This window comes from Agrobacterium sp. LMR679 (assembly GCF_027157905.1).
Taxonomy (GTDB): domain Bacteria; phylum Pseudomonadota; class Alphaproteobacteria; order Rhizobiales; family Rhizobiaceae; genus Agrobacterium; species Agrobacterium leguminum.
Genome location: NZ_JAPVOJ010000002.1, coordinates 2,592,767 through 2,617,747, shown reverse-complemented (window position 1 = coordinate 2,617,747; position 24,981 = coordinate 2,592,767). Strand labels below are relative to the sequence as shown.

Below are 24,981 nucleotides of genomic sequence, written 5' to 3'. Positions count from 1 at the left end.
CGAAAGCTGCGGATTACTCCGCAGCCTCCCGTTTTCCGGCCGGCCGGCGCTCCAGAAGCTCCTTCAGGAAGTGACCGGTATAGGAACGCTCGACCTTGACGATGTCCTCCGGTGTGCCGGTCGCGACCACTTCGCCGCCGCCCGTGCCGCCTTCAGGCCCGATATCGATGATCCAGTCAGCCGTCTTGATGACTTCGAGATTATGCTCGATCACCACGACGGAATTGCCCTGTTCGACCAGAGCATGCAGCATTTCCAGGAGCTTGTTGACATCGTGGAAATGCAGGCCCGTCGTCGGTTCGTCGAGAATATAGAGCGTGCGGCCGGTCGAGCGCTTCGACAGTTCCTTGGCGAGCTTGACGCGCTGCGCCTCGCCGCCGGAGAGCGTATTGGCCTGCTGGCCGACCTTGATGTAACCGAGGCCGACATCGAACAGGGATTGCAGCTTGTCGCGCACCGCAGGCACGGCGGCGAAGAACTCCACGCCTTCCTCCACCGTCATATCCAGCACGTCGGCTATGGACTTGCCCTTGAAGGTGACATCGAGCGTCTCGCGATTGTAACGCTTGCCGTGGCAGACATCGCAGGTGACGTAAACGTCAGGCAGGAAGTGCATCTCGATCTTGATGACGCCATCGCCCTGGCAGGCCTCGCAGCGGCCGCCCTTGACGTTGAAGGAGAAACGGCCCGGCGCATAACCGCGCGCCTTGGCCTCCGGCAAACCGGCGAACCAGTCACGGATCGGCGTGAAGGCGCCGGTATAGGTGGCCGGGTTGGAACGTGGCGTGCGGCCGATCGGCGACTGGTCGATATCGATGACCTTGTCGATGAATTCGAACCCGTCGATGCGGTCGTGTTCGGCCGGGATTTCGCGCGCGCCCATCACCCGGCGCGCCGCCGACTTGTAGAGCGTCTCGATCAGGAAGGTCGATTTGCCGCCGCCCGATACGCCGGTTACGGCCGTGAAAACACCGAGCGGCACGGCGGCCGTAACATTCTTCAGGTTATTGCCGCGTGCACCAAAAACCTTGATCTCGCGGCCCTTCTTGGGCTTTCGGCGCTCTGCCGGTACGGCGACGCCGAGTTCGCCGGAGAGATATTTGCCGGTCAGCGATTTCGGATTGGCCATCACCTCCTGCGGCGAGCCCTCCGCAATCACCTGACCGCCATGAATGCCGGCGGCGGGGCCGATATCGACCACATAATCCGCCGTCAGAATGGCGTCCTCGTCATGTTCGACCACGATGACGGTATTGCCGATATCGCGCAGGTGTTTCAGCGTATCCAGCAGCCGGGCATTATCGCGCTGGTGCAGGCCGATCGAGGGTTCGTCGAGAACATAGAGAACGCCGGTGAGGCCCGAACCGATCTGCGAGGCCAGCCGGATGCGCTGGCTTTCACCGCCGGAAAGCGTACCGGAATTGCGCGACAGGCTGAGATAATCCAGCCCGACATCGTTGAGGAAGCGCAGGCGTTCGCGGATTTCCTTGAGGATGCGGACTGCGATCTCGTTCTGCTTGGCGTTGAGGCTTTCCGGCAGCACCTCGAACCAGTCGCGCGCGGTGCGGATCGACATTTCGGTGACTTCACCGATATGCAGCCTGTTGATCTTGACGGCGAGCGCTTCCGGCTTCAGGCGATAACCGGCGCAGGCCGGGCAGGGGGCCGCCGACATGTAGCGTTCGATTTCCTCGCGCGCCCAGGCGCTGTCGGTCTCTTTCCAGCGACGCTCCAGATTGGGCACGATGCCTTCGAAGTTCTTCACGGTCTTGTAGGAGCGGGCGCCGTCCTGATAGTTGAATTCGATCTTGTCATCGGTGCCCTGCAGGATGGCGTGCTGCGCCTCTTTCGAAAGATCCGACCACTTGCTCGACAGCTTGAAACCGAAAGCCTTTCCGAGCGCTTCCAGCGTCTGATTGTAATAGGGCGACGAGGATTTCGCCCAGGGAGCGATGGCGCCGTCGCGCAGGGTACGGGCGGGCTCCGGCACGATCAGGTTTTCATCCACCTTCTGCTGCGAACCGAGGCCATCGCAGCTGGGGCAGGCGCCGAAGGGATTGTTGAAGGAGAACAGCCTTGGCTCGATTTCGGGAATGGTAAAGCCTGAAACGGGGCAGGCGAATTTTTCCGAAAACAGCACCCGCTCATGGGTCTCGTTGAGGGACTTGTTGGCGGAACCGCCGGCGGCGGTTTCTTCCGGCGGCAGGGGCTTGTCGGCGAATTCGGCAACCGCCAGACCATCGGCGAGCTTGAGGCAGGTCTCGAGACTGTCGGCAAGGCGCGCCGCCATATCCGGGCGCACCACCGCACGGTCGACCACCACGTCGATATCGTGCTTGTATTTCTTGTCGAGGGCGGGTACGTCGGCGATTTCGTAGAACTGGCCATCCACCTTGACGCGCTGGAAGCCCTTCTTCATCAGATCGGCGAGTTCCTTTTTATATTCGCCTTTGCGGCCGCGCACCATCGGCGCGAGAATATAAAGACGTGTGCCTTCCTCGAAAGCGAGGATGCGGTCGACCATCTGGCTGACCGTCTGGCTTTCGATCGGCAGGCCCGTGGCCGGCGAATAAGGGACGCCGACACGCGCGAACAGCAGGCGCATATAGTCGTAGATTTCGGTGACCGTGCCGACCGTGGAACGCGGATTGCGCGATGTGGTCTTCTGCTCGATGGAGATTGCCGGCGACAGGCCGTCGATCTGGTCGACATCCGGCTTTTGCATCATTTCCAGAAACTGGCGCGCATAGGCCGAGAGGCTTTCGACATAACGGCGCTGGCCCTCGGCATAGATCGTGTCGAAGGCAAGCGAGGACTTGCCCGAGCCGGAAAGGCCGGTCATGACGATCAGCTTGTTGCGCGGCAGGTCCAGATCGATGCCCTTGAGGTTGTGCTCGCGGGCGCCACGGATGGAAATCGTCTTCAGTTCACTCATGACAAGGCTCGGACAAAAATAACAGGCTTGATGGCAGCGCGTCCTTATGTAGTGACGCAGCCGGATGTGTCGAGGTCTATTCCCAATCGGTCGCAGCTTTTCGGAATGCTTGACTCGAAATCTGCGATTTAATAGAACAAAAAAGGAACGAATTGCAAGCGCGAATGTCTGCTCCCGCAGCTTAAGATTATTCTTTGTGGATAGTTCCATGCTTGCGGTGCCCTTTGCGGGCGGCGGCAGCTATTGTGTGGCGAATTTTTTGAAATGCAATTGCCGGTCATGATGGCCGGCGGACAGGATGACGAGATGGCTGGTAGCGTAAACAAGGTAATTCTGATCGGGAACGTGGGCGCCGATCCCGAAATCCGCCGGACGCAGGATGGCCGCCCCATCGCCAATCTGCGCATTGCCACCTCGGAGACCTGGCGGGACCGTAACAGCGGCGAGCGCCGCGAAAAGACCGAATGGCACACCGTCGTCGTCTTCAACGAAGGCCTGTGCAAGGTCGTCGAGCAATATGTCAAGAAGGGCGCCAAGCTCTATATTGAAGGCCAGCTGCAGACGCGCAAATGGCAGGACCAGACCGGCAACGACCGTTACTCCACCGAAATCGTGCTGCAGGGCTTCAACTCCACGCTGACGATGCTCGATGGTCGCGGTGAGGGTGGTGGCCGCAGCGGCGGCGATTTCGGCGGCGGCAATGATTATGGCAGCGGCGGCGGCTCGGGTTACGGTGGCGGTTACGACCAGCAGTCCTCGTCGCGCGGCGGCTCTTCCCGTGGCGGCGGCCAGCCTTCCGGCGGCTTCTCCAACGATATGGATGACGATATTCCGTTCTGAGCGGGACAGCGACTGACAGGAGGCGGGCACCGGGCAAACCACGGACTGCCCGCTTTGAGGCTGCGAGGACCTATGCCGCGACCTTGTCCGCCAGCATCGCGACCATGACATCGGATTGCGACACGATGCCCACCATTTTGCCTCTGGCGTCGATAACCGGCAGGTAATGCAGTCCTTCTTCGGCAAAGCGGATGATGGCCTCCTCGATTGCCGTTTCCGGCCGTACGGTTCTGACCGGCGATGTCATGATGTCCTTGACGGTATCGTTGGGGGCGCTTGCGCCGGAGAGGATGAGGCGCAGCCGCTGCAGGAAACCGATGGAGGGGCGGCCGTTTCTCCAGCTTGCCTTTTCCAGAAAATCCGTCTGGGTGACGATGCCAACGATCTCCGCTTTATCGTTGGTGACCGGCAATGCCTTTAAATGGTGGCTGTGCATCAGGGCATGGGCGTGTCGCAGACTGTCATCGGGCGCAACACCGACCACATCGCGCGACATGACGCTGGCGCAATCGAGATGCAGCGCACGGCGACGCCAGGAGCGCAGTTCGGTCTTGCGTAAAATGGTTTCGAGCTCGTCACGGTCGATATCGAGGACCTGGTCATATTCCTTCAGCACTTCGTCGAGGTCGTTGGAGGAAAAACCGATTTTCTGGATGGGGGTCGGATCCGTGGTGCCGTGGGCAGCCTTGCCAAGCTTCAGACCATGAGGGTAGGCGCGGCCGGTGGCATTGTTATAGGCGAGGGCCAGGGCAAGAAGGATCAGCGAATTTCCGGCGACCGGCCAGAGCAGGAAGCCATAACCCAGACTGTGCACGGCAGGGCCGCCAAGAACGGCGGTCAGCGCCACCGCACCGCTTGGCGGGTGCAGGCAGCGCAAGGCCATCATCGCGGCTATGGCAAGACTGATGGCGAGCGCGCTGGCAAGAAATAGATCAGGAACCAGCAGAGCGATTGTCACGCCCACGAAGGCCGAAACGAGGTTACCGCAGAGGATCGACCAGGGCTGCGCCAGCGGGCTTGAAGGCACGGCGAACAGAAGCACGGCCGAAGCGCCCATCGGCGCGATCATGGCGGGCAGCGTGGGGTCGAAACTGAGAGCGAGACTTCCCAGAAGGCCGGTCAGCAGGATGCCGACAAAGGCGCCGGTTGCGGAGCGCAGCCTTTCCCTGTTGCTGACGGGTGCGGCATCCGGGATGAGGCGACGCAGCGTGGAACGCATGGAGATAACTTTCGAATCCGAAAAAACATGCGTCTTTTAGCCGAAGCGGCGGTCGGATTTAAAGGGAGGATTTTCCGGCATTTCAGCGGTTGGCGGGAATTTATTGCGCTGGCGCCACCAAGGGGCGGCTTTTCAAAAAGCGAAGGCCGATTTTATGCCGTCGACCACGAACTGCACGGAAAGGGCGGCAAGCAGCACGCCGAGCAGCCGGGTGAGGATCGCGCGGCCGGTATTGCCGAGAAAACGGTCCATCCGCTCCGAGACGATCAACGCGGCATAAACGAGGGCCATGGCGAAAGCGAGGATCAGGATGAGCACCACCATCTCGACGGTGGTTTTCATCGAGCCGGCAAGTAGCACGGTCGCGGAAATGGCGCCTGGCCCGGCGATCAGCGGCAGCGCCAGCGGAAAGACCGCCAGATTGTGAAGATGGTCCTTGGTAATGGCGATCTCGGAGGTCTTTTCCTTGCGCTCCTGGCGTTTTTCGAAAATCATCTCGAAGGAAATCCAGAACAGCAACAGGCCGCCGGCGATGCGGAAAGCGCCGAGCGAGATGCCGAGAAGATTGAGGATGGCAAGGCCGAAGAGCGCGAAGACGGCGAGAATGCCGAAGGCGATGATGGAGCCGCGCAGCGCCACCTGGCTGCGCTGGTCGCGCGTCATACCGGCGGTCAGCGCCAGAAAGACGGGGGCAAGGCCCGGCGGATCGAGCGTGACCAGAAGTGTGGTAAGCGCGTTGATGAGCGTTTCGCTGCTGGCCATTCTTTCCCCGTCTCATCTGTTTTTAGGGCGGAGCCTACGCAAGTCGCCGGCACTTTGAAAGGGAGCGGCGGCGCTTTTGCCGGGCTAAATCGTGAAAAGCGGCGTTCGTCTTGCAAATGACGCAAAAGCCTGTTCAAAACTCGCCGGGAAATTGGCGTAACGTGGCTGTTTCCGCTATAAAAATCCATCCGATTCTTAACAGAGAATGTGATCCGTTTTGACTGACCAGAGCCCCCCCGGCGGCGGAAAACTTCCGCCAGGCATTGAACCGATTTCCATCATGGAGGAAATGCAGCGGTCGTATCTCGATTACGCCATGAGCGTCATCGTGTCCCGCGCGCTTCCCGATGTGCGAGACGGCCTGAAGCCGGTTCATCGCCGTATTCTTTACGGCATGTCCGAACTCGGCATCGACTGGAACAAGAAATACGTCAAATGCGCCCGCGTTACCGGGGACGTGATGGGTAAATTCCATCCGCACGGCAATGCGGCGATCTATGACGCTTTGGCGCGTATGGCGCAGGACTGGTCGCTCCGCCTGCCGCTGATCGACGGGCAGGGCAATTTCGGCTCCATCGACGGCGATCCGCCGGCGGCAGAACGTTATACCGAATGCCGTCTGGAAAAGGCCGCCCATTCGCTGCTCGACGATCTCGACAAGGAAACGGTCGATTTCCGCGACAACTATGACGGCACCCTGCAGGAGCCGGTCGTCATTCCGGCGAAGTTCCCGAACCTTCTGGTCAACGGGGCAGGCGGCATCGCGGTCGGCATGGCCACCAATATTCCGCCGCACAATCTTTCGGAAGTCATCGACGGCTGTATCGCCATGATCGACAATCCGGCGATCGAGCTGCCGGAACTGATGCAGATCATTCCCGGCCCGGACTTCCCGACCGGCGCGCTGATCATGGGCCGTTCCGGCATCCGTTCGGCCTATGAGACCGGCCGCGGCTCGGTCATCATGCGCGGCCGCGCCACCATCGAACCGATGCGCGGTGACCGCGAACAGATCATCATCACCGAAGTTCCCTATCAGGTGAACAAGGCGAACATGATCGAAAAGATGGCCGAACTGGTCAAGGAAAAGCGCATCGAGGGCATTTCCGACCTGCGCGACGAATCCGACCGTCAGGGCTATCGCGTCGTCATCGAATTGAAACGCGACGCCAATGCCGAAGTCATCCTGAACCAGCTTTACCGCTACACGCCGCTGCAGACCTCCTTCGGCTGCAACATGGTGGCGCTGAACGGCGGCAAGCCGGAGCAGATGACGCTCATCGACATGCTGCGCGCCTTCGTGGCCTTCCGCGAGGATGTCGTCAGCCGTCGTACGAAATATCTGCTGCGCAAGAGGCGCGAGCGCGCGCATGTGTTGGTCGGTCTGGCGATTGCGGTTGCCAATATCGACGAGGTCATCCGGGTTATCCGTCATGCGCCCGATCCCGCTTCGGCCCGCGAAGAGCTGATGACGCGGCGCTGGCCGGCGCAGGATGTGGAAAGCCTGATCCGTCTTATCGACGATCCGCGCCACCGCATCAACGAAGACGGCACCTATAATCTCTCGGAAGAGCAGGCGCGCGCCATTCTCGAACTGCGTCTTGCCCGCCTCACCGCGCTTGGCCGCGATGAAATCGGCGACGAGCTGAACAAGATCGGTGCGGAAATTTCCGAGTACCTCGAAATCCTGTCGTCGCGCCTGCGCATCCAGCAGATCGTCAAGGACGAGCTTGTCGCCATCCGCGACGAGTTCGGCACGCCGCGCCGGTCCGAGATCGTCGAGGGCGGTCCCGATATGGACGATGAAGACCTCATCGCCCGTGAGGATATGGTCGTCACCGTTTCGCATCTCGGCTACATCAAGCGCGTGCCGCTGACCACGTACCGGGCGCAGCGTCGCGGCGGCAAGGGCCGTTCCGGCATGGCGACGCGTGACGAGGATTTCGTCAACCGTCTCTTCGTTGCCAACACCCATACGCCGGTGCTGTTCTTCTCCTCGCGTGGCATCGTCTACAAGGAAAAGGTCTGGCGCCTGCCGATCGGCACGCCGCAGTCCAAGGGCAAGGCTCTCATCAACATGCTGCCGCTGGAGCCCGGCGAGCGCATCACCACCATCATGCCGTTGCCCGAGGACGAAACGACCTGGGAAACGCTGGATGTGATGTTCTCGACGACGCGCGGCACGGTTCGCCGCAACAAGCTCGGCGATTTCGTGCAGGTCAACCGCAATGGCAAGATCGCCATGAAGCTGGACGAGGAGGGCGATGAAATCCTCTCCGTCGAAACCTGTACGGACCGCGACGACGTGCTGCTGACGACCGCGCTCGGCCAGTGCATCCGCTTCCCCGTGGACGATGTGCGCGTCTTTGCCGGTCGCAACTCCGTCGGCGTGCGCGGCATCAACATGGCCGAGGGCGACCGCATCATCTCCATGACCATTGTGGGCCATGTGGAAGCTGAACCTTGGGAGCGTGCGGCCTATCTGAAGCGCTCGGCTACCGAACGGCGTGCCGCAGGCGTCGATGAGGACGATATCGCGCTCGTCGGCGAAGAGGTGACGGAAGAGGGTGAACTCAGTGAAGAGCGTTATCAGGAACTGAAGGCACGCGAAGAATTCGTGCTGACGGTTTCCGTGAAGGGCTTCGGCAAGCGTTCCTCTTCTTACGATTTCCGCACCTCGGGTCGCGGCGGCAAGGGCATCCGTGCCACCGATACCTCGAAGACCAACGAAATCGGCGAACTCGTCGCGGCCTTCCCCGTGGAAGAAGGCGACCAGATCATGCTGGTTTCCGATGGCGGTCAGCTCATCCGCGTGCCGGTCAACGGCATCCGCATCGCCAGCCGCGCCACCAAGGGTGTGACTATCTTCTCGACCGCCAAGGATGAGAAGGTGGTTTCCGTGGAGCGCATCAACGAGCCTGAAGGCGACGACGAAGCGGAAAACGGCAATGGCGAAGATGCCGCCGACGATCTGCCGGATACGCCGGAGGCACCGGAAAACGAGGCGTAAGCCGCCTCGTTATCTTCGGTTACCAGTCAAGAAAAACCCCGCGGCGCTCAGGCTCCGCGGGGTTTTTGTTTGTGCCTTGTCGACTGCGTTTGATTTTCAGCGAATGCGAATATGGACCGGAGCGCGACCCGAGCGGCTAGCGACATGAAGGTGGATGTTCGCTTCCGGTTGATTGGAGCGCCAGGCGCGGGCGCCGTGCGACAGAAGCAGCGCCACGAGATCGCGTGTCTTCGCCTTGGAACGATTGAGACCGAGATCGGCGATACGCATCGCCGCTTCGTGAATGGGATGCAGAACCGACAGGCTGCCATGCCCGTTGCCAGACGCAATGTCCGAATAATTCTCGTTGACTGCCATCTTGGAAAGCCTCGCTACACATTACAAACTTCGAGGAGACAGGCGATGTTTCGACCATGAAGCACCGCCTGCGGAAACGTCTGTTACTGGAGTGACGCCCAGCAGCTGACGCCTTTCTTTTTCAATGCATTGCATGCATTCACCGCGGCGTTCTGGCCATCGAAACCGCCGAAACGGGCGCGGTAGATCTGGGAGCCGTCCTTGCTGAAGGCGACTGTGAAGGGTTTTGCGGAGCGCAGTGCCGCGCCGCCTTTTTCCTGCGCGTTCTGCAACAGGCCGCGCGCGGAGTTCTCATCGGGAGATGCACCGATCTGGATCACCCAGCCGCCCTGCGGAGCCTCGGACCTGGCCGAAACCGAAGGGGCGGAGACGACAGGCGCCGTGGTGGAGGCTGTGACGATATTGTCCACCTTGGTCGAGTTGGTGATCAACTTGCGGTCCGGCGCAGCGGGCGCCTGATTGATTGGATCCTTGCCCTTCTGCCAGGTGGCGGCTTCCATGGCCTTGAGGGCTGCATTGGAAGAGGAGCCTGCAAAGGCGGTAACCGGCGCTTCTTCGTAACGGGTCTGCGGCACCGGACCGGAATTGGGCAGGCCGGCTGCGGTTGCTGCAACTGCAACGGACGGAACAGCAGCGGCCACGGCGACGGGCTCTTCGACCGGCGCTGAGCGGGTCTGCGCGATCAGGTTGCTGTTGCCGCCACGCGATGCCTGCGGCAGATAGGTTGCGACAAGCTTGCGCATGGTGGCGTCACGGGCAGCGCTGGAGCGGCCGCCAAGAACGACGGCGACGATGGAGCGACCGTCGAGCTGCGCCGATGTGGCAAGGTTGCTGCCGGCTGCGCGGGTATAACCGGTCTTGATGCCATCCACACCCTTCACGGTTCCGACGAGGCGGTTATGGTTGCCGATAACCTGCTTGCCGAAGTTGAAGGTGCGGGTAGAGAAATAGCCGTAATATTGTGGGAAATGCTGACGAAGCGCGACGCCGAGGCGGGCCTGGTCGCGCGCCGTCGTCATCTGCGCCGTGTTGGGCAGGCCGTTGGCGTTGCGATAGGTCGTGCGGGTCATGCCGAGTGCACGGGCCTTGGCGGTCATCATTCTGGCGAAACGGTCTTCCGAGCCGCCGAGATATTCGCCGAGCGCGGTTGCCATGTCATTTGCGGACCGGGTGACGAGTGCAAGGATAGCCTGTTCCACTGTGATGCTGCCGCCGGCGCGCACGCCAAGCTTGGATGGCGGCTCCTTGGCGGCGTTGGCTGACACCGGCACCTTGGAATCGAGCGAGATACGTCCGGTATTGAGCGCCTCGAATGTCAGATAAAGCGTCATCATCTTCGTCAGCGAAGCCGGATAACGCAGCCCGTCCGGATCCTCGCCATAAAGGACCTTGCCGGTCTTGGCATCGATGACGATGCCCGCATATTTCGGATCGGCCTTTGCGGTTTGAACGGATGTTGCGGTTATGAACGCCGCAGCAAGGGTTAACGCAATAAACCTTACGAAAGACGTCGCACCCGCTTTGCGCGAATGTGCCCCAGATAGACTTTTCAACACTGCTGAACTCTTCAATCGCATATTTCTGTTCCGCTCGGACACGCCCCGCCCGATGCTCCGGGAAGAAACTTTATCGGGATGGCGTTACCAAGTGGTTTATGAAAGGTATCTGCCTTCCATAAAATGCGACTTTTCGCACGCAATCTGTGCCGTGCTGTTTCACCGATTTCCGTCTTTTACGAGGCGGCGCTCGATATAGTTTTTCACATCCCCGTCCAGCTTTTGCCATTGCGGCAGCAGGGCGGAGGAGAAACGGTAGAACAGGCTGAGGTCCTGTCCGGCGTGAATATCCCTCTGACAATCGCTGCCGGTGGCCGCCTGCGGCGTTTGTGGCATGAGGCAGCGCACCACATAGGCGCTTTCGCCCTCGCGCTCGCCGGTCAATATGACTTCCTTGCCGTAGCCGGAATCGGCGCGCAGGCGGTGCAGCATCAGGCCGTGCTTCAGCGGCACCGGCTCTCCCTCCGTCAGCCGCGCATAGATCGGCCCGAAACGACCGGACATGTCCTCGGACATGGTGCTTTGCGAAAGCTGGATGAAGATCAGCCCTGCCGCCTGCGCCGGATCGTCGAAGACGGCGCGATTCGCTTCCTCATAACCCTTGAGGTCAGGCCAGCTCAGATAAAGGTCGACGCGCTCGCGTTCTCCGCCGAGGCGTTCGGAAGGCGCCCGCAGGGTGTTTTGGGCAAGCTTCAGGCGGTCGTTGCCGATGACGATCTCCACCTCCTCGGTGGCCGTCGTATGGCCCGCCTGGAGAATCCGCTCGCCATACCATTTGATGCCGACATTGAGGACGCCGAGAAAGACGAGAAGAATTCCGGCGATGAGAGCGGCCCGGAGCATGAGTGACGATGAAAGCAGGGGTTTCTGGTCGTTCATGGGCTTCCATATTCGTTCCGGCCGCCGGATGGGTTTCCGGCCGGGAAATAGCCGTGCAAAGCTTTAACCCGAGGCGATCGGCATTGAAATGATGTTTTGCCGCTGCTACCTGATACCAACCAAGCAAAGGACGGCATATGGCAGCGCGCGACAGATATTCCCGGAAGCTCGAATGTTCCAGATGCGGTCATCAGGGTTTTGCCGAAGCGTCGGAATCGGATGACAAGAGCCGCCGGGACGTCGATTTTCGCATCGATGAAATGCCGCGCGGATTTCGCGCGGAGCGCGCCTCGGGTGATCCGACGGATTTCATGATCCGCTGCGCCCAGTGCGGCAATATATTCCGTTTCCTGCAGAAAACCGCCTATGCGCCCGGAGGCGAGCCGCGCGTTAAGGCCTGAAGGGAAGGTGCCGGCATGACTTTACCGCAACAACCGAACGGAGCGCCGCAAAGGCGCAAGCCGATCTGGCCGTGGATCGTGCTTCTGGTGCTGACGCTTTCAGCCATCTATTCCTATAATCGCGCCAACGAAATCATCGCGGAATTGTCCGATACCTTGCCGCCGGCGCTGCTGAACCTGTTTGAGGATATTCTCCGGGGTGACGGCCGGCATGGCAATGGCGGGCCGAGCATCGGCGTTTGAGGCGAGGGCGGTCGGAGAGCCGCGAGCCTTTTGGCCGCGCTTCATCTTCTGGGCCATAAAAGAAAAAAGCCCCGCAAAGAGGCGGGGCAGGTTGATCGCTCGGGGAAAGTTGGGCAATGCCCGGGAGCGATGGCTTGATATAAGTGACAATAGTGCTGACGCGATAGGCCATTTCCGTCCCAAACAGTACGCCTATGCATAAATTTCGCTCAATCCGCAGATTTTTGAACGATGAGTTTAGACAATCTGTAAGACAACTTGACAGACTTTCGCTTTATTCTTCGCATTGCCTCGAATTGCACATATTCGCCTTTAACATAACGTGACATGAGCAGACGCATGGATAAATCGGGAATCCTCTTCGTGGCGCTTTTGCTGGTGCTTGTCGCAATCGTTTTAAGCCTGACGCTATTCGAGACGGCTCAGCAGGTGCCCTCGATCCCTTCAGGCGACGGATCCCTCCTGCCGCCGGCAACGACCCCGGGGCAATGATCTGCCAACCGTAAGAGAAGGGCGATACAGCTCGCCCGGGCGGGATTGACGGCCTTTTCCAAACCGCTATAAAGCCTCACCACCGATGGATGGGTGTCCGAGTGGTTTAAGGAACCGGTCTTGAAAACCGGCGTGCGTGAGAGCGTACCGTGGGTTCGAATCCCACCCCATCTGCCATCAAGCGCAAAAAATATTCTAACACTGCTGCGGACGAGGGATGCTTCGATCGCGTTGCTAGGCTTTTGAGTCGCTCGAATTCAGCGCGAATGAGAAACCCGCCTTGCGGCGGGTTCCATATTGGTGATCCAATCAGATTTCCGGGCAGCCCCGTTCGTTCGCAAATGTGATGCGGTCCGGTCCCCGGCGCGTGAAGCCTTCGACGACGACACGGCCCGGGGTGACGCGCACGACCTCGGGATCGCGCAGGCCTGCCTCACGGGCGGCGGCGCGGGCTTCGCGTTCGCTGCATCCACGCATGCGGGGCGGGCCGCGGCGGTCTACGTCCCGGTCACGATCGCGGATGACGGGGCGAACGCCGTCGGGGCCGATTCTGAGTTCCATGTCCTGCGCGCCTGCGGGGATCGGCGCGGCGAAGGATACCAGGGCGACGCCCATCGCCAGAGCTGTGGTTTTCATAAGCTTGATCATGTTTCCTCCCTCAGCCGAAACCGGCGGAAAGCTCGTTTGTTTGCGGGGAGAGAACGCGGTTGCTGTCCGTTTGTTCCTTGCGGGTGCGGTGAACGGGAGATGCTGGGGCGGGTAAAGCCGGCCCGATGGGCGGGCTTAAAAGATAGAAATCATTAACCACGTTCGTTACAATTTTATCGAATTTGCAGAAGTCGTTCGCATTTTCGCCACGTTATGCACAAGATTAAGCGACTGTTAGGTGCTTCGATGGCAGGGGCAAATAATCGAGGCAAGTGAGGGTGCGGTTCTCCGAGCCAATAGCAGCGTGGGGCAGACGATTTGAATTCTACGGTCAAGAAACTCGGCATCAACGCCAGGTCGGGCGTGAAGTGGCTTGCAATTTCCGTGCTTTGCGCCGCAACCGCATCGTGTTCCACGACGTCCGAGACCAAGCCTAAGCCCAAGCGCAGCAAGGAATATTTTTCCGAATCCGAATATGGCGTCAAAGCCAGCCCGCGCGTGGCCGATGGCAAAGCCATTCCCAAGGGCGGCGGGCGCGAGCTGATCGGCAATGCCTATACCGTCAAGGGCCGCCGCTATTTCCCGAAGGAAGAGCCGGGCTACAACAAGACCGGCCTTGCTTCCTGGTACGGTTCCGCCTTCCATGGCCGCCTGACCGCCAATGGCGAAGTCTACGACAAGGAACATCTTTCTGCCGCACATCCGACATTTCCCCTGCCGAGCTACGCGCGCATCACCAACATGGAAAATGGCGCTTCGGTTCTGGTGCGCGTCAACGATCGCGGACCGTTCCATGAAGGCCGCCTGATCGACGTTTCCAGCAAAACGGCCGATCTTCTCGACATGAAGGCCACCGGCACGGCCAATGTGCGGGTACAATATGCCGGCCGCGCACCGCTCGATGGTCACGACATGCCTTATCTGATGGCATCCTATATTCCGAAGGGTTCGCGTTCGCCGGGTGTAGCGCCCGAAGGGCAGATCGCGACGGGCGTGATGGTGGCTTCGGCCTCGCCGAATTTCGTTCCGGCTCCTGCGTCCAACCCGAATTATGGCGGCTCCGCACAGACGGCGCTCGTCGGTTCCAAGAAGAATGCGGCGCTTCAGGCCATGCCGCTGGTCAACGGCCCGGCGCCGGCTTTCGAGCAGTTTGCGATCCTGCCGGAAATCGGCCCCATCCTGGCCGAGCGTCCGGAAGGCAATTTCATGCGTGAGCCGGCGGCGCCCGGCGGCAATTATCTGCGCGTGCCGACGCCTTCTTCCAAATTTGCGGCGGCCTATTCCGAAGAATCGGCTACGGTCTCCAGGACCGCGAGCGCCTTCGACAGCGTGCTCGTCGACCGTGGCGCGCTCAACGAGCAATCGATACTCGCCCATGTGAAGCGTCAGCAGGCGAAGTCGCGCTGACGGATTGAAGGATACGGCCGGCCTCTCGCCTTTATCGCGGGCAGCCGGTTACGGCAGGCAGGACTGGGCGGTTTCATGCGCAAGGCCATTCATCGCTCCTATTGTTCGGTCGTCGCAGCGGCAGCGTTTGCGTTTTTCAGTGCGGGCCCGGTGCAATCGCAGACCGGCCCCTTCATCGCAAAGGCCGAACAGGCCTATATGATCGATGCCGAAACAGGCACGGTGCTTCTTTCGCAAAACGAGAATCAGCCTTTTCCGCCCGCTTCGCTTGCCAAGCTGATGACGGTGGAAGTGGTGCTGGATGCGCTGTCAAAGGGGCAGGTGACGGCAGAGACGGCTTACCCCGTCTCGGAATATGCCTGGCGCACGGGCGGCGCGCCCTCGCGCACCTCGACCATGTTCGCGGCGCTGAAATCCTCCGTCGGCATCAACGATCTTTTGACCGGCATCATCGTGCAGAACGCCAATGACGGCTGCATCGTCGTTGCCGAAGGCATGGCGGGTTCGGATGCCTCCTTCGCCAAGCGCATGACGGCGCGGGCGGGCGAACTGGGCATGAGCAGCAGCACCTTCACCAATTCGACCGGGCTTCCCGACCCCGGCAACCGGACGACCGCGAGGGACATGGTGCGTCTTGCGCAACATCTGCGTGATACCTATCCCGAGCGTTACGGGCTTTTCACCAAACCGGATTTCGAATGGAACCGGATTTTCCAGCGCAACAAGAATACGCTCCTGATGCCCGGCAGCGGTATCGACGGTCTCGGCCTCGGTTTTGCGGAAGGCAGCGGTTTTGCCGCTGTCGTTTCGGCCGAGCGGGAAGGCCGCCGGGTCTATCTGGCGCTTGCCGGCATCGTGGACGACAAGACGCGGCAGGAAGAGGCCCGCCGGGTGGTGGACTGGGGCCTGACCGCCTTCGAAAAACGCCATCTCTTCAGCAAGGACGAAGCCGTCGGGTCTGTCAGCGTTTATGGCGGCGATGTTTCGCATATCGATCTTTCGCCGAAGGAAGATGTCAGCGTGCTGGTGCCGGTCAATAATCCGGATCGTATTTCCGGCCGTATCGTCTATCGCTGGCCCCTGAATGCGCCGCTGGACGTCGGGGCGAATGCCGGAACGCTCAAGATTTTTTCAGGCGAGCGCCTGTTGCGGGAAGTGCCGCTTTATACGAAGGCGGCGGTCGGCAAGGGGTCGCTCACCCAGAATGCGACAGGCGCGCTGAAGGAACTGCTGCTGTTCTGGCTCTGAAAGCCTGTTCCATGCGCGGCCTTGTGCCTATGCTTTTGTTCAGGCACCGGATTTTCTGAAAAGCGCTTCACAGATTTCGGTTCGATGCTGTAAACAGGCATTTCAATATTGACGTGAATTCCTCGCAGGACGTGACATTGGCCGAAAAGACCGGATTGTTCATCAGCTTCGAAGGCGGCGAAGGCGCCGGCAAGTCGACGCAGATCCGCACGCTTGCCGAGGCGCTCCGCGGCCGTGGTTTCGAGGTGGTCGTGACGCGCGAGCCGGGCGGCTCGCCAGGTGCGGAGGCCGTTCGGCATGTTCTTCTATCCGGCGCTGCGGAATCCTTCGGGGTGCGCATGGAAGCGATCCTGTTTGCGGCGGCGCGGAACGACCATGTCGAAGAGGTCATTCGCCCGGCGCTCGCGCGCGGCGAGATCGTGCTCTGCGACCGGTTTCTCGATTCGTCCCGCGTCTATCAGGGCACGACCGGCAATCTGGAGCCGGATTTTATCGAGACATTGCAACGCATTGCGATTGACGGTGTCGTGCCGGAACTGACGCTGATTTTCGATATTGCCGCCGAAAAGGGGCTCGCCCGCGCCAGAAAGCGCGCGGATGAAGGCGCTGCGCCGGACCGCTTTGAAAAAGAGGAAATCGAGACTCACGAGAAGCGGCGGGAAGCCTATCTGGATATTGCGCTTGCCGAGCCGCGTCGTTGCCGGATCGTCAACGCCGACCAGCCGGAAGAAAAAGTGGCGGAGGATGTCATGTCCTTTGTCGATCCCTTGCTCGAACAGCTGAAAACAGCAGCGGGCGCGGCGCATGAGTGAGGTTCAGGGCGTTCTCGACGGTGCGATCGCGCCGCAGCAGAACACGAAGCTTTTCGGACATGAGGAAGCGGAAGCCTTCCTCGCGCAATCCTATCGCTCCGGCAAGGGCCATCATGCCATTCTGATCGAAGGGCCGGAGGGGATCGGCAAGGCGACGCTTGCCTTCCGTTTCGCCAATCATGTGCTCAGCCATCCCGATCCGTCGCTGGCGCCGGATTTTCTCGCCGATCCTGATCCGCAATCGCTGGTCAGCCGGCAGATCACCGCGGGCGCTTCGCATAATCTGCTGCATCTGACCCGTCCGGTGGATGAAAAGACCGGCCGCGTGAAATCCGCCATTACGGTGGACGAGGTGCGGCGGGCAGGGCACTTCTTTTCGCAGACCTCCGGCACCGGCAACTGGCGTATCGTCATCATCGATCCTGCCGACGATCTCAATCGCAACGCCGCGAATGCGATCCTCAAAATACTGGAGGAGCCGCCGAAACGGGCGATGTTCCTCGTTCTCTCGCACGCGCCGGGAAAATTGCTGCCGACCATCCGCTCACGCTGCATGCCGCTCAGGCTCCTGCCGCTTTCGGATGCAGCCATGGTGCAGTCCCTCGATCATCTCGGCATCAGCCCGGAAGGCGAAAAACGCGACGCCCTGCTCGCCGCCTCCAAGGGCAGCGTCGCGCAGGCGCTGAAGCTGATGAATTACGGCGGCTCCGATATCGTCGAGGCCTTTGCGGAGGTCATGGCTTCCGAAGGGCCCGGCGTGCGCAAGCAGATGCATAAGCTCGCCGAGGTTCTGGCACAGAAGGACGGCGACATCGTTCTCGGCTTCTTCATGGAGCATGTGACGGAAGAGCTTATCGAGCGCGCACGGGCGGCGGCGATGGCGGGCGATATCGCGGCGGCGGAGAAACATGCACGGCTTTCCTCGACGCTCTCGGAACGCATCACCGTGGCGCAGGCCTATAATCTCGACAAGAAGCAGATGGTGCTTTCCATTCTGGAAGATATTCGCGGCGTTTGAAGGCGAGGGATCGTGCGAAATGTACGATTCGACGGTGGATAAATTCTCCTCCGTCATGCCGGACTTGATCCGGCATCCAGCCACGGCGCCTCCGTGCCGTGAAGAGAGTCTCTTGCGATCAAGGACTTGATCGCGCTGGACCCCGGATCAGGTCCGGGGTGACGGAGTGCGGAGCCAAGCGCTCGCCAAATCCGCTTTGTCTGCAAGCTGTCGTACAAAACGTACGCTCTGCCTTTCGCTGCTGCGAACAATGGTTTAAGAGCGGTCTATCCAAAAAACAGCCTGTAAAGTCGATAGACCGTCATGACAGACAAGACACCATTCTACATCACCACCGCGATCTCCTATCCTAACGGCAAGCCGCATATCGGCCATGCCTATGAGTTGATTGCGACGGACGCCATGGCACGCTTTCAGCGCCTGGATGGAATGGATGTGTTCTTCCTGACCGGCACCGACGAACACGGCCAGAAGATGCAGCAGACGGCGCGGGCGGAAGGCATTTCGCCGGAAGAACTGGCTGAGCGCAATTCGGACCAGTTCCGCGCGATGGGCAAGCTGCTCAACGCCTCGAACGACGATTTCATCCGCACCACGGAAGAACGTCACCACGAGACCTCGCGCAATATATGGAACCTGATGGCCGATAGCGGCGACATCTACAAGGACAGCTATGCCGGCTGGTATTCCGTGCGCGACGAGGCCTATTACGCCGAGGACGAAACGGAACTGCGCGCTGACGGCGTTCGCTACGGGCCGCAGGGCACGCCGGTCGAGTGGGTGGAAGAGGAGAGCTACTTCTTCAAGCTTTCCGAATATCAGGACAAGCTGCTGAAGCTCTATGAGGAAAATCCGGAGTTCATCGGTCCGGCGGAGCGCCGCAACGAAATCATCTCCTTCGTCAAATCAGGCCTCAAGGACCTGTCGATTTCGCGCACCACCTTCGACTGGGGCATCAAGGTTCCGAACGATCCGAAACACGTCATGTATGTCTGGGTCGATGCGCTGACCAACTACATCACCGCGACTGGTTACATCGAGGATAAAAACGGCCCGCGTGCGAAATATTGGCCCGCCGACGTGCATATCATCGGCAAGGATATCATCCGATTCCACGCGGTCTATTGGCCGGCTTTCCTGATGAGCGCGAAGCTGCCGTTGCCCAAGCGGGTCTATGCGCATGGCTTCCTGCTCAACAAGGGCGAGAAGATGTCGAAGTCGCTCGGCAACGTCGTCGATCCGGCCAATCTGGTGAACCATTTCGGTCTCGATCAGGTCCGTTATTTCTTCCTGCGCGAAGTCTCCTTCGGCCAGGACGGCAGCTATAGCGAAGAGGGCATCGCCACCCGCATCAATGCCGATCTTGCCAACGGTATCGGCAATCTCGCCAGCCGTTCGCTGTCGATGATCGTCAAGAATTGCGATGGCCAGATCCCGACGCCCGGTGAGTTCACCGAAGAAGACAAGGCGATGCTGGCTTCCGCCGACGGGCTGCTGGCGCTCTGCCGCGAGGAAATGGGCAAGCAGCTCATCCACCGCGCGCTTGCGGCCATCATCGCCGTCGTCTCGGAAACCGACCGCTATTTCGCCTCGCAGGAGCCGTGGGCGCTGAAAAAGACCGATCCCGAGCGCATGGGCACCGTGCTTTACGTTACGGCGGAAGTGGTGCGCCAGATCGGCATTCTCCTGCAGCCGTTCATGCCGGAATCCTGCGACAAGCTGCTGGATCTCGTTGCGGCACCTGCCGACAAACGTGATTTTGCAGCACTCGGCGAAGCGGGCCGTCTGGTTCCGGGCACGCCGCTTGAGGCGCCGAAGCCGGTCTTCCCGCGTTACGTCGCACCGGAAGCGTGAAGGCGAGACCCATGCTGATCGATACACATTGCCATCTGGATTTTCCCGATTTCGAGGCTGAGCGCGACGATATCATCGCCCGCGCCCATGCTTCGGGTGTGAGCCAGATGGTGACGATCTCGACCCGGGTGCGTCGTCTGCCCGAACTTTTGAAGATCACGGAAAAATATCCGTCGGTCTTCTGTTCGGTCGGCACGCATCCGAACAATGCCGACGAGGAACTGGATATTTCCGCCGACGAGCTTGTGCGGCTGGCGGAGAGCCATGACAGGATCGTGGCGATCGGCGAGGCGGGTCTGGATTATTTCTACGATACGCAGAAGCCGGAAGACCAGAAGACCGGCCTTATCCGCCACATCGAGGCGGCAAGACGAACGAAGCTGCCGCTTGTCATTCACAGCCGCAGCGCCGATGACGACATGGCCGCTATTTTGCGCGCCGAAAGCGGGAAGGGGGCCTTCCCGTTCATCCTGCACTGCTTTTCCGCCGGTCCCGAGCTGGCGAAAACCGGTGTCGAGCTTGGCGGTTATGTCTCCTTTTCCGGCATTCTGACCTTCCCGAAATCGCAGGATATCCGCGATATCGCCGCCACCGTGCCGCTGGACCGGCTGCTGGTGGAAACGGATGCGCCTTATCTTGCGCCGAAGCGCTGGCGGGGAAAGCGCAACGAGCCGTCCTACGTGGTCAATACCGCGGAGGTTCTGGCCGAGGTGCACGGCGTTTCCTATGAGCGCATGGCTGAAATCACCACCGAAAACGCCTTCCGCTGCTTTTCCAAGATGACAAGGGTGTAGGTGTGGCAATCTACCGTCGTCGCTTCACGGTTCTCGGTTGCGCGTCGTCGCCCGGCGTGCCGCGCATCAACGGCGACTGGGGCGCCTGCGACCCCGACAACCCGAAGAACCGGCGCACGCGAACGGCCTTCATGGTGGAACAGATCGGCCCGGATGGCGGAAGGACGACCGTCGTCATCGACACCGGCCCGGATTTTCGCGAGCAGATGATCGCGGCGAAGGTGGAGGCGGTCGATGCGGTGCTTTACACCCACGCCCATGCCGACCATCTGCACGGTATCGACGATCTGCGCATCTATTTCGCCCTTCAGCAAAGCCGCATTCCGATCTATGCCGATCCCGTCACCATGGCGCGGATAAAGGACGGTTTCGCCTATTGCCTGGAGACCCCGCCAGGCAGCAGCTATCCGCCCATCGTCGAACCGCGGATCATCGCCGATATCGACGCGGCCTTGATCATCGATGGGGCAGGCGGGCCGATCCCATTCAACGTGCACATGCAGCAGCATGGCGATGTGCATTCGCTGGGCTTCCGCATTGGTGACGTCGCCTATTGCACCGATGTCAGCGATTTTCCGACTGAGACCCTGCCGAAGCTTGCCGGTCTCGATGTCCTCGTCATCGACGCGCTGCAGCACCGTTACCACCCCAGCCATCTTTCGCTGGAACAGGCGCTTGGCTGGATCGAAAGATTCGCACCCAAAAGGGCGATCTTGACCCACATGCATATTCCGCTCGATTATGAGACGGTGATGCGGGAAACGCCTGATCATGTCGAACCGGCTTATGATCAGATGCGTTTCGAGATCGAGATCGAAGCAGCCTGACGCCGCCTGAAAAGGAACAGCATGTCGACCAAGCCTTTCCGTGCACCCAGTATGGCGAGCTTCTTCGACAATCTGCGCGCCAGTCGCCTGCGGGCGATGTTCCGGCGCGGCGAACTGGGACTGGTTATCCTTGCCGTCTTCATCGGCATTGCGGCGGGCCTTCTGGTGGCGCTGATCGGCGCCTTGAGCACGGCGTTGCATATGCTGGTTTTCGGCGTCGAGCGGTTGAGCAGCAGCGATCTTTCCGGACGGATCGTGCTTGCCGGCCCGATCATTGGCGGCATCGTGCTCGGCCTGATCATCTTCATTCTTTCGAAGACCCGCAAGAAACCCATGGTCGACCCCATCGAGGCGAATGCGCTGCATGGCGGCCGGCTGTCGCTGACGGACAGCATCATTGTCTGCGTGCAGAATATCGTCTCCAACGGTTTTGGCGCCTCCGTCGGGCTTGAGGCCGGTTACACCCAGATCGCCAGCGGTGTCGCCTCGAAGATCGGCATCAAGCTGAAACTGCGGCGAGGGGACATGCGTATCCTTGTCGGCTGCGGCGCTGCGGGTGCGATTGCAGCTGCCTTCAACGCGCCGCTGACCGGGGCGTTCTACGCCATCGAACTCATCATCGGCACCTATACCGTGGTGACGCTTGCGCCGCTCATCGTCTCGGCGCTGGTGGCGACGACGGTCATCGGGATTATCGGCGGCCATGGCATCTCGATCGATATTGTCGATGCCAGCCGTGTAACACCGGCGGATTATGTGCCCGCCATCTTTCTCGGCGTCGTATGTGCGGCCATCGGCATCGTGCTGATGCAGGCGGTGTCCTTCATCGAAGAAACGGCGCGCAAAAGCGCCATTCCGGGCTGGCTGCGTCCTGCCATCGGCGGCGTGGCGGTGGGCGGGCTTGCGCTGATTTCACCGCAGGTGCTGTCGAGCGGCCATGGTGCGCTGCATCTCAATATCGATGCGGAACTGACGATATACGGGGTGGCCGGGCTGTTCCTGCTGAAGGCGGCGGCGAGCGCCATTTCCATCGGCTCGAATTTCCGTGGCGGCCTGTTTTTCGCGTCGCTGTTCATGGGCTCGCTGCTCGGCAAGATTTTTGCGCTCTGCGCACCCTATATCGGTTATGGGTCGACAGCGCCCATCGTCTATGCCGTGATCGGCATGAGCGCCTTTGCCGCCGCCATCATCGGCGGTCCGCTGACGATGACGTTTCTGGCGCTGGAACTGACAGGCGACTTCCAGATCACGGCGCTGGTGCTTGCCGCCGTCATCACCACTTCGCTCGTGGTGCGCACGACCTTCGGTTACTCCTTCGCCACCTGGCGTTTTCACCTGCGTGGCGAGAGCATTCGCAGCGCCCATGATATCGGCTGGATCCGCGATCTGACGGTCGGCAGGATGATGCGCGCCGATATCCGCAAGGCCAATGTCAGCATGGGCCTCCCGGCCTTCAAGGAGAAGTTCCCGCTCGGTTCGACGCAACGGGTAATCATGACCCATGATGACGGACGTTATGCCGGCATCGTCCTCGTGCCGGAAATCTACGCAGACCCGATGGATCGCGACCCCAGCAAGATCAGCCTAGAAACCTATCTGCAATACAAGAACGATGTGCTGCTGCCGACCATGAATGCCCGCCAGGCGGCGGCAGCCTTCGATGCGGCGGAGAGCGAAGCGCTGGTTGTCGTTAATGACAAGATCGAAAATCGTCCTGTCGGATTGCTTACCGAAAGCCATACGCTGAGGCGCTATAGCGAAGAACTGGATTTGAGACGCCGGGAGGCGTCAGGTGAGTTTTGAAACTACATTAGATTGTCAGTTTTATCTATTGATATAATTATGTTTTTATAATGTATTTTCATTGCCTTTAATCCTTGTCCGGGAACGGTTTTTTTCGCCGCGTACACGCGTGTCGGCCGGGTTCCTGTGACCGGCACAGGAATGGGCGGAGGAACGACTCCGCCCCGGGGAGCCAATTTGTCGCGTATGTGATGCACAACAACTCCACCAAAGTCAGCTTCTGGCCCAGCACCCCGGCGGCACTGAACATGTGATCCCGCACGGCATTTTTCGTCGTCATGTCATTTTCCTCAGTGCCCGCTTGACAAAAAAACATTCGCCACAATAAATAGACTGACTACTTAATTAATAAAACGCCGAGCCGGAAAAGAGCCAGTCGGGGAAGGCGAGGTGGAGATGTTCGCATCCGTCCGGTCCCGAAGCCCGAGTGGCCAGATATTTTACTGCCTTCATCCTTACCGGCAGCGCCGTGAGCCGATGAAACTTGGAGAGTGTTATGCCTTCAGACAGCAGCACGGTTGAGACGATGCCTCTTGCGACGTCCTGCGGCCAACTCGAAACGGTTTCGGAGTCCGGGTTTCGCGGGCTCGGCCTTCCACATCGCCGTGCGCCGCTTTATGGCGTCATCGTTGCCGGAGGCCTGTCGCTTTTCGGCAATGCGGTGGCGGCCGTCGCGTTGCCGTGGATCGTACTGTCCCTGACCGGCAATGCCGCCTGGACGGGGATAGCGGCGGCGGCTGGCATGATGCCGCTGGTTATCGGCGCTTTCTGCGGCGGCCCTGTCGTCGACCGTTTCGGTTCGCGCGTCGTTGCGGTGACCGCCGATCTTGCCAGCGCCCTGAGCGTCGCGGCTATACCCTTTCTCATGATGGCGGGGCAGATGGATATCGGCCTTCTGCTCGGCCTGATCGTGGTCGGGGCGCTGCTCGACGGTCCGGGCATGATCGCCCATGATGCAAGGGTGCCGGAACTTGCCCGCATCGCCCGGATGCCAATCGAGCGGGTCACCTCGATAGATGAATTGCTTGAAAATGCGGCGATGATTTTCGGACCGCCGGTCGCGGGCATCGCCATTGCCGCTTTCGGGATGGAATATGCCCTGCTGATCACGGCGGCCTGTTCGCTGCTCGCTGCCGTGATCGGCGCGATCTGTTTGCCGCGTCATAGGCGTAAATCCGCCGGTGCGGATCGCGGCGATGCGACATTTGCAGGTCTGCGCTTTCTGCTGACGGAGCCGCTTTTGCGTCTTCTGCTTGTCGTCGCCATGGTGATGCTGGCGGTTTTCGGGGCGCTCAACGCCGTTGTCCTGCCGGTACTGTTTAAGGCCAGCGGAGCGGATGTCCTCGACCTCGGGCTGTTTCTCTCGGTTTCCGGGGCAGGGGCGGCTTTGTCGGCGGTGATTTTCGCCATTCGCGGCCACTCGTGGAACGGGCGGGCCGTGCTGCTCGCCGGCATATCCGGCGCGACGTTTTCCATCGGCCTCATCGCTTTCCTTCAGAGCGGTCCCTTGCTGCTCATCGCGGCCGCCCTGATCGGTTTTTCCACCGGGGCGCTCGGCCCGCTCGCCAATGCGATGTTTCTGAAACGCGCGCCGGCTGCGATCCGCGGCAGCGTGCTTGGAACCACGGCGGCGATTGCGATGATGGCGACGCCGCTTGCCGTGCTGATCGCCGGTTTCGGCCTCCAGGCCGCCGGCGCCGCCTGGTTCTTGTGGGGGCTCAGCGCCACGCTCTGCCTGCTGGTGTTCTGGGTTTTCCTCAGTCCGGCCGCACGTGCGCTGGCGAAATCGCCGCCATGAGCGGGCGACCACCTGTTCCTTCGAGATGCGATCCAACCACCCGTGCGCCGCAGTTTTTGCCGCACCCGATGTTCAAAC

21 protein-coding genes and 1 tRNA gene are annotated in these 24,981 nt (G+C 60.5%); 15 read left to right on the top strand and 7 right to left on the bottom strand.

The window, feature by feature from the left end; genetic code table 11:
* Window positions 1–13 precede the first annotated feature (13 nt).
* Complete coding sequence (uvrA, locus tag O3W47_RS23435; protein ID WP_020809937.1) at window positions 14–2,935, bottom strand: excinuclease ABC subunit UvrA; 2,922 nt, start codon at window positions 2,933–2,935, stop codon at window positions 14–16.
* 264 nt (window positions 2,936–3,199) lie between these two features.
* Between uvrA and O3W47_RS23430 the strand changes: the two genes are divergently transcribed.
* Entirely contained in the window at window positions 3,200–3,775 is a 576-nt protein-coding gene (locus O3W47_RS23430) for a single-stranded DNA-binding protein (protein ID WP_269314705.1), read from the top strand.
* A gap of 70 nt (window positions 3,776–3,845) precedes the next feature.
* Here the strand turns inward: O3W47_RS23430 and O3W47_RS23425 are convergent, their stop codons facing one another.
* Both O3W47_RS23425 and O3W47_RS23420 read right to left on the bottom strand, forming a co-directional pair.
* The gene (locus O3W47_RS23425) at window positions 3,846–4,994 is read right to left on the bottom strand and encodes an HPP family protein (RefSeq protein WP_269314704.1); all 1,149 of its coding nucleotides are present in this window, start codon (window positions 4,992–4,994) and stop codon (window positions 3,846–3,848) included.
* Window positions 4,995–5,126: 132 nt separating this feature from the next.
* Entirely contained in the window at window positions 5,127–5,756 is a 630-nt protein-coding gene (locus O3W47_RS23420) for a MarC family protein (RefSeq protein WP_174024834.1), read from the bottom strand.
* Between the two features lie 217 nt (window positions 5,757–5,973).
* On the opposite strand from O3W47_RS23420, the gene gyrA reads away from it, so the two are divergent.
* On the top strand, window positions 5,974–8,766 hold the full coding sequence (gene gyrA, locus O3W47_RS23415; RefSeq protein WP_269314703.1) for a DNA gyrase subunit A: 2,793 nt from the start codon (window positions 5,974–5,976) through the stop codon (window positions 8,764–8,766).
* A gap of 96 nt (window positions 8,767–8,862) precedes the next feature.
* Here gyrA and O3W47_RS23410 read toward each other — a convergent pair whose 3' ends face one another.
* The 3 genes from O3W47_RS23410 to O3W47_RS23400 all read right to left on the bottom strand — a co-directional run bounded on the left by O3W47_RS23410 (window position 8,863) and on the right by O3W47_RS23400 (window position 11,558).
* Complete coding sequence (locus O3W47_RS23410; protein WP_003502750.1) at window positions 8,863–9,123, bottom strand: hypothetical protein; 261 nt, start codon at window positions 9,121–9,123, stop codon at window positions 8,863–8,865.
* 83 nt (window positions 9,124–9,206) lie between these two features.
* On the bottom strand, window positions 9,207–10,700 hold the full coding sequence (locus O3W47_RS23405) for a D-alanyl-D-alanine carboxypeptidase family protein (RefSeq protein ID WP_269314702.1): 1,494 nt from the start codon (window positions 10,698–10,700) through the stop codon (window positions 9,207–9,209).
* Window positions 10,701–10,838: 138 nt separating this feature from the next.
* Window positions 10,839–11,558 (bottom strand): hypothetical protein, encoded by a 720-nt coding sequence (locus tag O3W47_RS23400; protein ID WP_269314701.1) that lies wholly within the window; start codon window positions 11,556–11,558, stop codon window positions 10,839–10,841.
* 137 nt (window positions 11,559–11,695) lie between these two features.
* Here O3W47_RS23400 and O3W47_RS23395 point away from each other — a divergent pair, with 137 nt between their 5' ends.
* The 4 genes from O3W47_RS23395 to O3W47_RS23380 all read left to right on the top strand — a co-directional run bounded on the left by O3W47_RS23395 (window position 11,696) and on the right by O3W47_RS23380 (window position 12,871).
* The gene (locus tag O3W47_RS23395; RefSeq protein WP_035261275.1) at window positions 11,696–11,959 is read left to right on the top strand and encodes a hypothetical protein; all 264 of its coding nucleotides are present in this window, start codon (window positions 11,696–11,698) and stop codon (window positions 11,957–11,959) included.
* 15 nt (window positions 11,960–11,974) lie between these two features.
* On the top strand, window positions 11,975–12,202 hold the full coding sequence (locus O3W47_RS23390; RefSeq protein ID WP_035261278.1) for a hypothetical protein: 228 nt from the start codon (window positions 11,975–11,977) through the stop codon (window positions 12,200–12,202).
* 339 nt (window positions 12,203–12,541) lie between these two features.
* Window positions 12,542–12,694, top strand: a complete 153-nt coding sequence (locus O3W47_RS23385) for a hypothetical protein (RefSeq protein WP_164865308.1) — start codon at window positions 12,542–12,544, stop codon at window positions 12,692–12,694.
* Window positions 12,695–12,781: 87 nt separating this feature from the next.
* A tRNA-Ser gene (locus tag O3W47_RS23380) sits at window positions 12,782–12,871 on the top strand.
* 132 nt (window positions 12,872–13,003) lie between these two features.
* Here O3W47_RS23380 and O3W47_RS23375 read toward each other — a convergent pair.
* Window positions 13,004–13,342, bottom strand: a complete 339-nt coding sequence (locus O3W47_RS23375) for a hypothetical protein (RefSeq protein WP_080817038.1) — start codon at window positions 13,340–13,342, stop codon at window positions 13,004–13,006.
* 318 nt (window positions 13,343–13,660) lie between these two features.
* On the opposite strand from O3W47_RS23375, the gene O3W47_RS23370 reads away from it, so the two are divergent.
* From O3W47_RS23370 to O3W47_RS23330, 9 genes are all read left to right on the top strand, one after another.
* Complete coding sequence (locus O3W47_RS23370) at window positions 13,661–14,749, top strand: septal ring lytic transglycosylase RlpA family protein (RefSeq protein ID WP_121490272.1); 1,089 nt, start codon at window positions 13,661–13,663, stop codon at window positions 14,747–14,749.
* A 75-nt stretch (window positions 14,750–14,824) separates the two neighbouring features.
* Window positions 14,825–15,997 carry a D-alanyl-D-alanine carboxypeptidase family protein gene (locus tag O3W47_RS23365; RefSeq protein WP_137451954.1) on the top strand — a complete coding sequence of 391 codons (1,173 nt, stop codon included), beginning with the start codon at window positions 14,825–14,827 and terminating at the stop codon, window positions 15,995–15,997.
* Window positions 15,998–16,134: 137 nt separating this feature from the next.
* Window positions 16,135–16,809 carry a dTMP kinase gene (gene tmk / locus O3W47_RS23360; RefSeq protein ID WP_269314700.1) on the top strand — a complete coding sequence of 225 codons (675 nt, stop codon included), beginning with the start codon at window positions 16,135–16,137 and terminating at the stop codon, window positions 16,807–16,809.
* Window positions 16,802–17,827, top strand: coding sequence for a DNA polymerase III subunit delta' (locus tag O3W47_RS23355; RefSeq protein WP_137003524.1), 1,026 nt, complete (start codon window positions 16,802–16,804; stop codon window positions 17,825–17,827). The genes tmk and O3W47_RS23355 overlap by 8 nt, the downstream gene beginning before the upstream one ends.
* A gap of 303 nt (window positions 17,828–18,130) precedes the next feature.
* A complete protein-coding gene (gene metG, locus O3W47_RS23350; RefSeq protein WP_262535280.1) occupies window positions 18,131–19,681 on the top strand; it encodes a methionine--tRNA ligase in 1,551 nt (516 codons plus the stop codon).
* An 11-nt stretch (window positions 19,682–19,692) separates the two neighbouring features.
* Window positions 19,693–20,475: a TatD family hydrolase gene (locus tag O3W47_RS23345; RefSeq protein ID WP_137451957.1), complete on the top strand. Its 783-nt coding sequence runs from the start codon at window positions 19,693–19,695 to the stop codon at window positions 20,473–20,475.
* A gap of 2 nt (window positions 20,476–20,477) precedes the next feature.
* Entirely contained in the window at window positions 20,478–21,302 is an 825-nt protein-coding gene (locus O3W47_RS23340; protein ID WP_262535277.1) for an MBL fold metallo-hydrolase, read from the top strand.
* A gap of 21 nt (window positions 21,303–21,323) precedes the next feature.
* Window positions 21,324–23,105 (top strand): chloride channel protein, encoded by a 1,782-nt coding sequence (locus O3W47_RS23335; protein ID WP_080817044.1) that lies wholly within the window; start codon window positions 21,324–21,326, stop codon window positions 23,103–23,105.
* A gap of 496 nt (window positions 23,106–23,601) precedes the next feature.
* A complete protein-coding gene (locus tag O3W47_RS23330; RefSeq protein ID WP_269314699.1) occupies window positions 23,602–24,903 on the top strand; it encodes an MFS transporter in 1,302 nt (433 codons plus the stop codon).
* Window positions 24,904–24,981 lie beyond the last annotated feature (78 nt).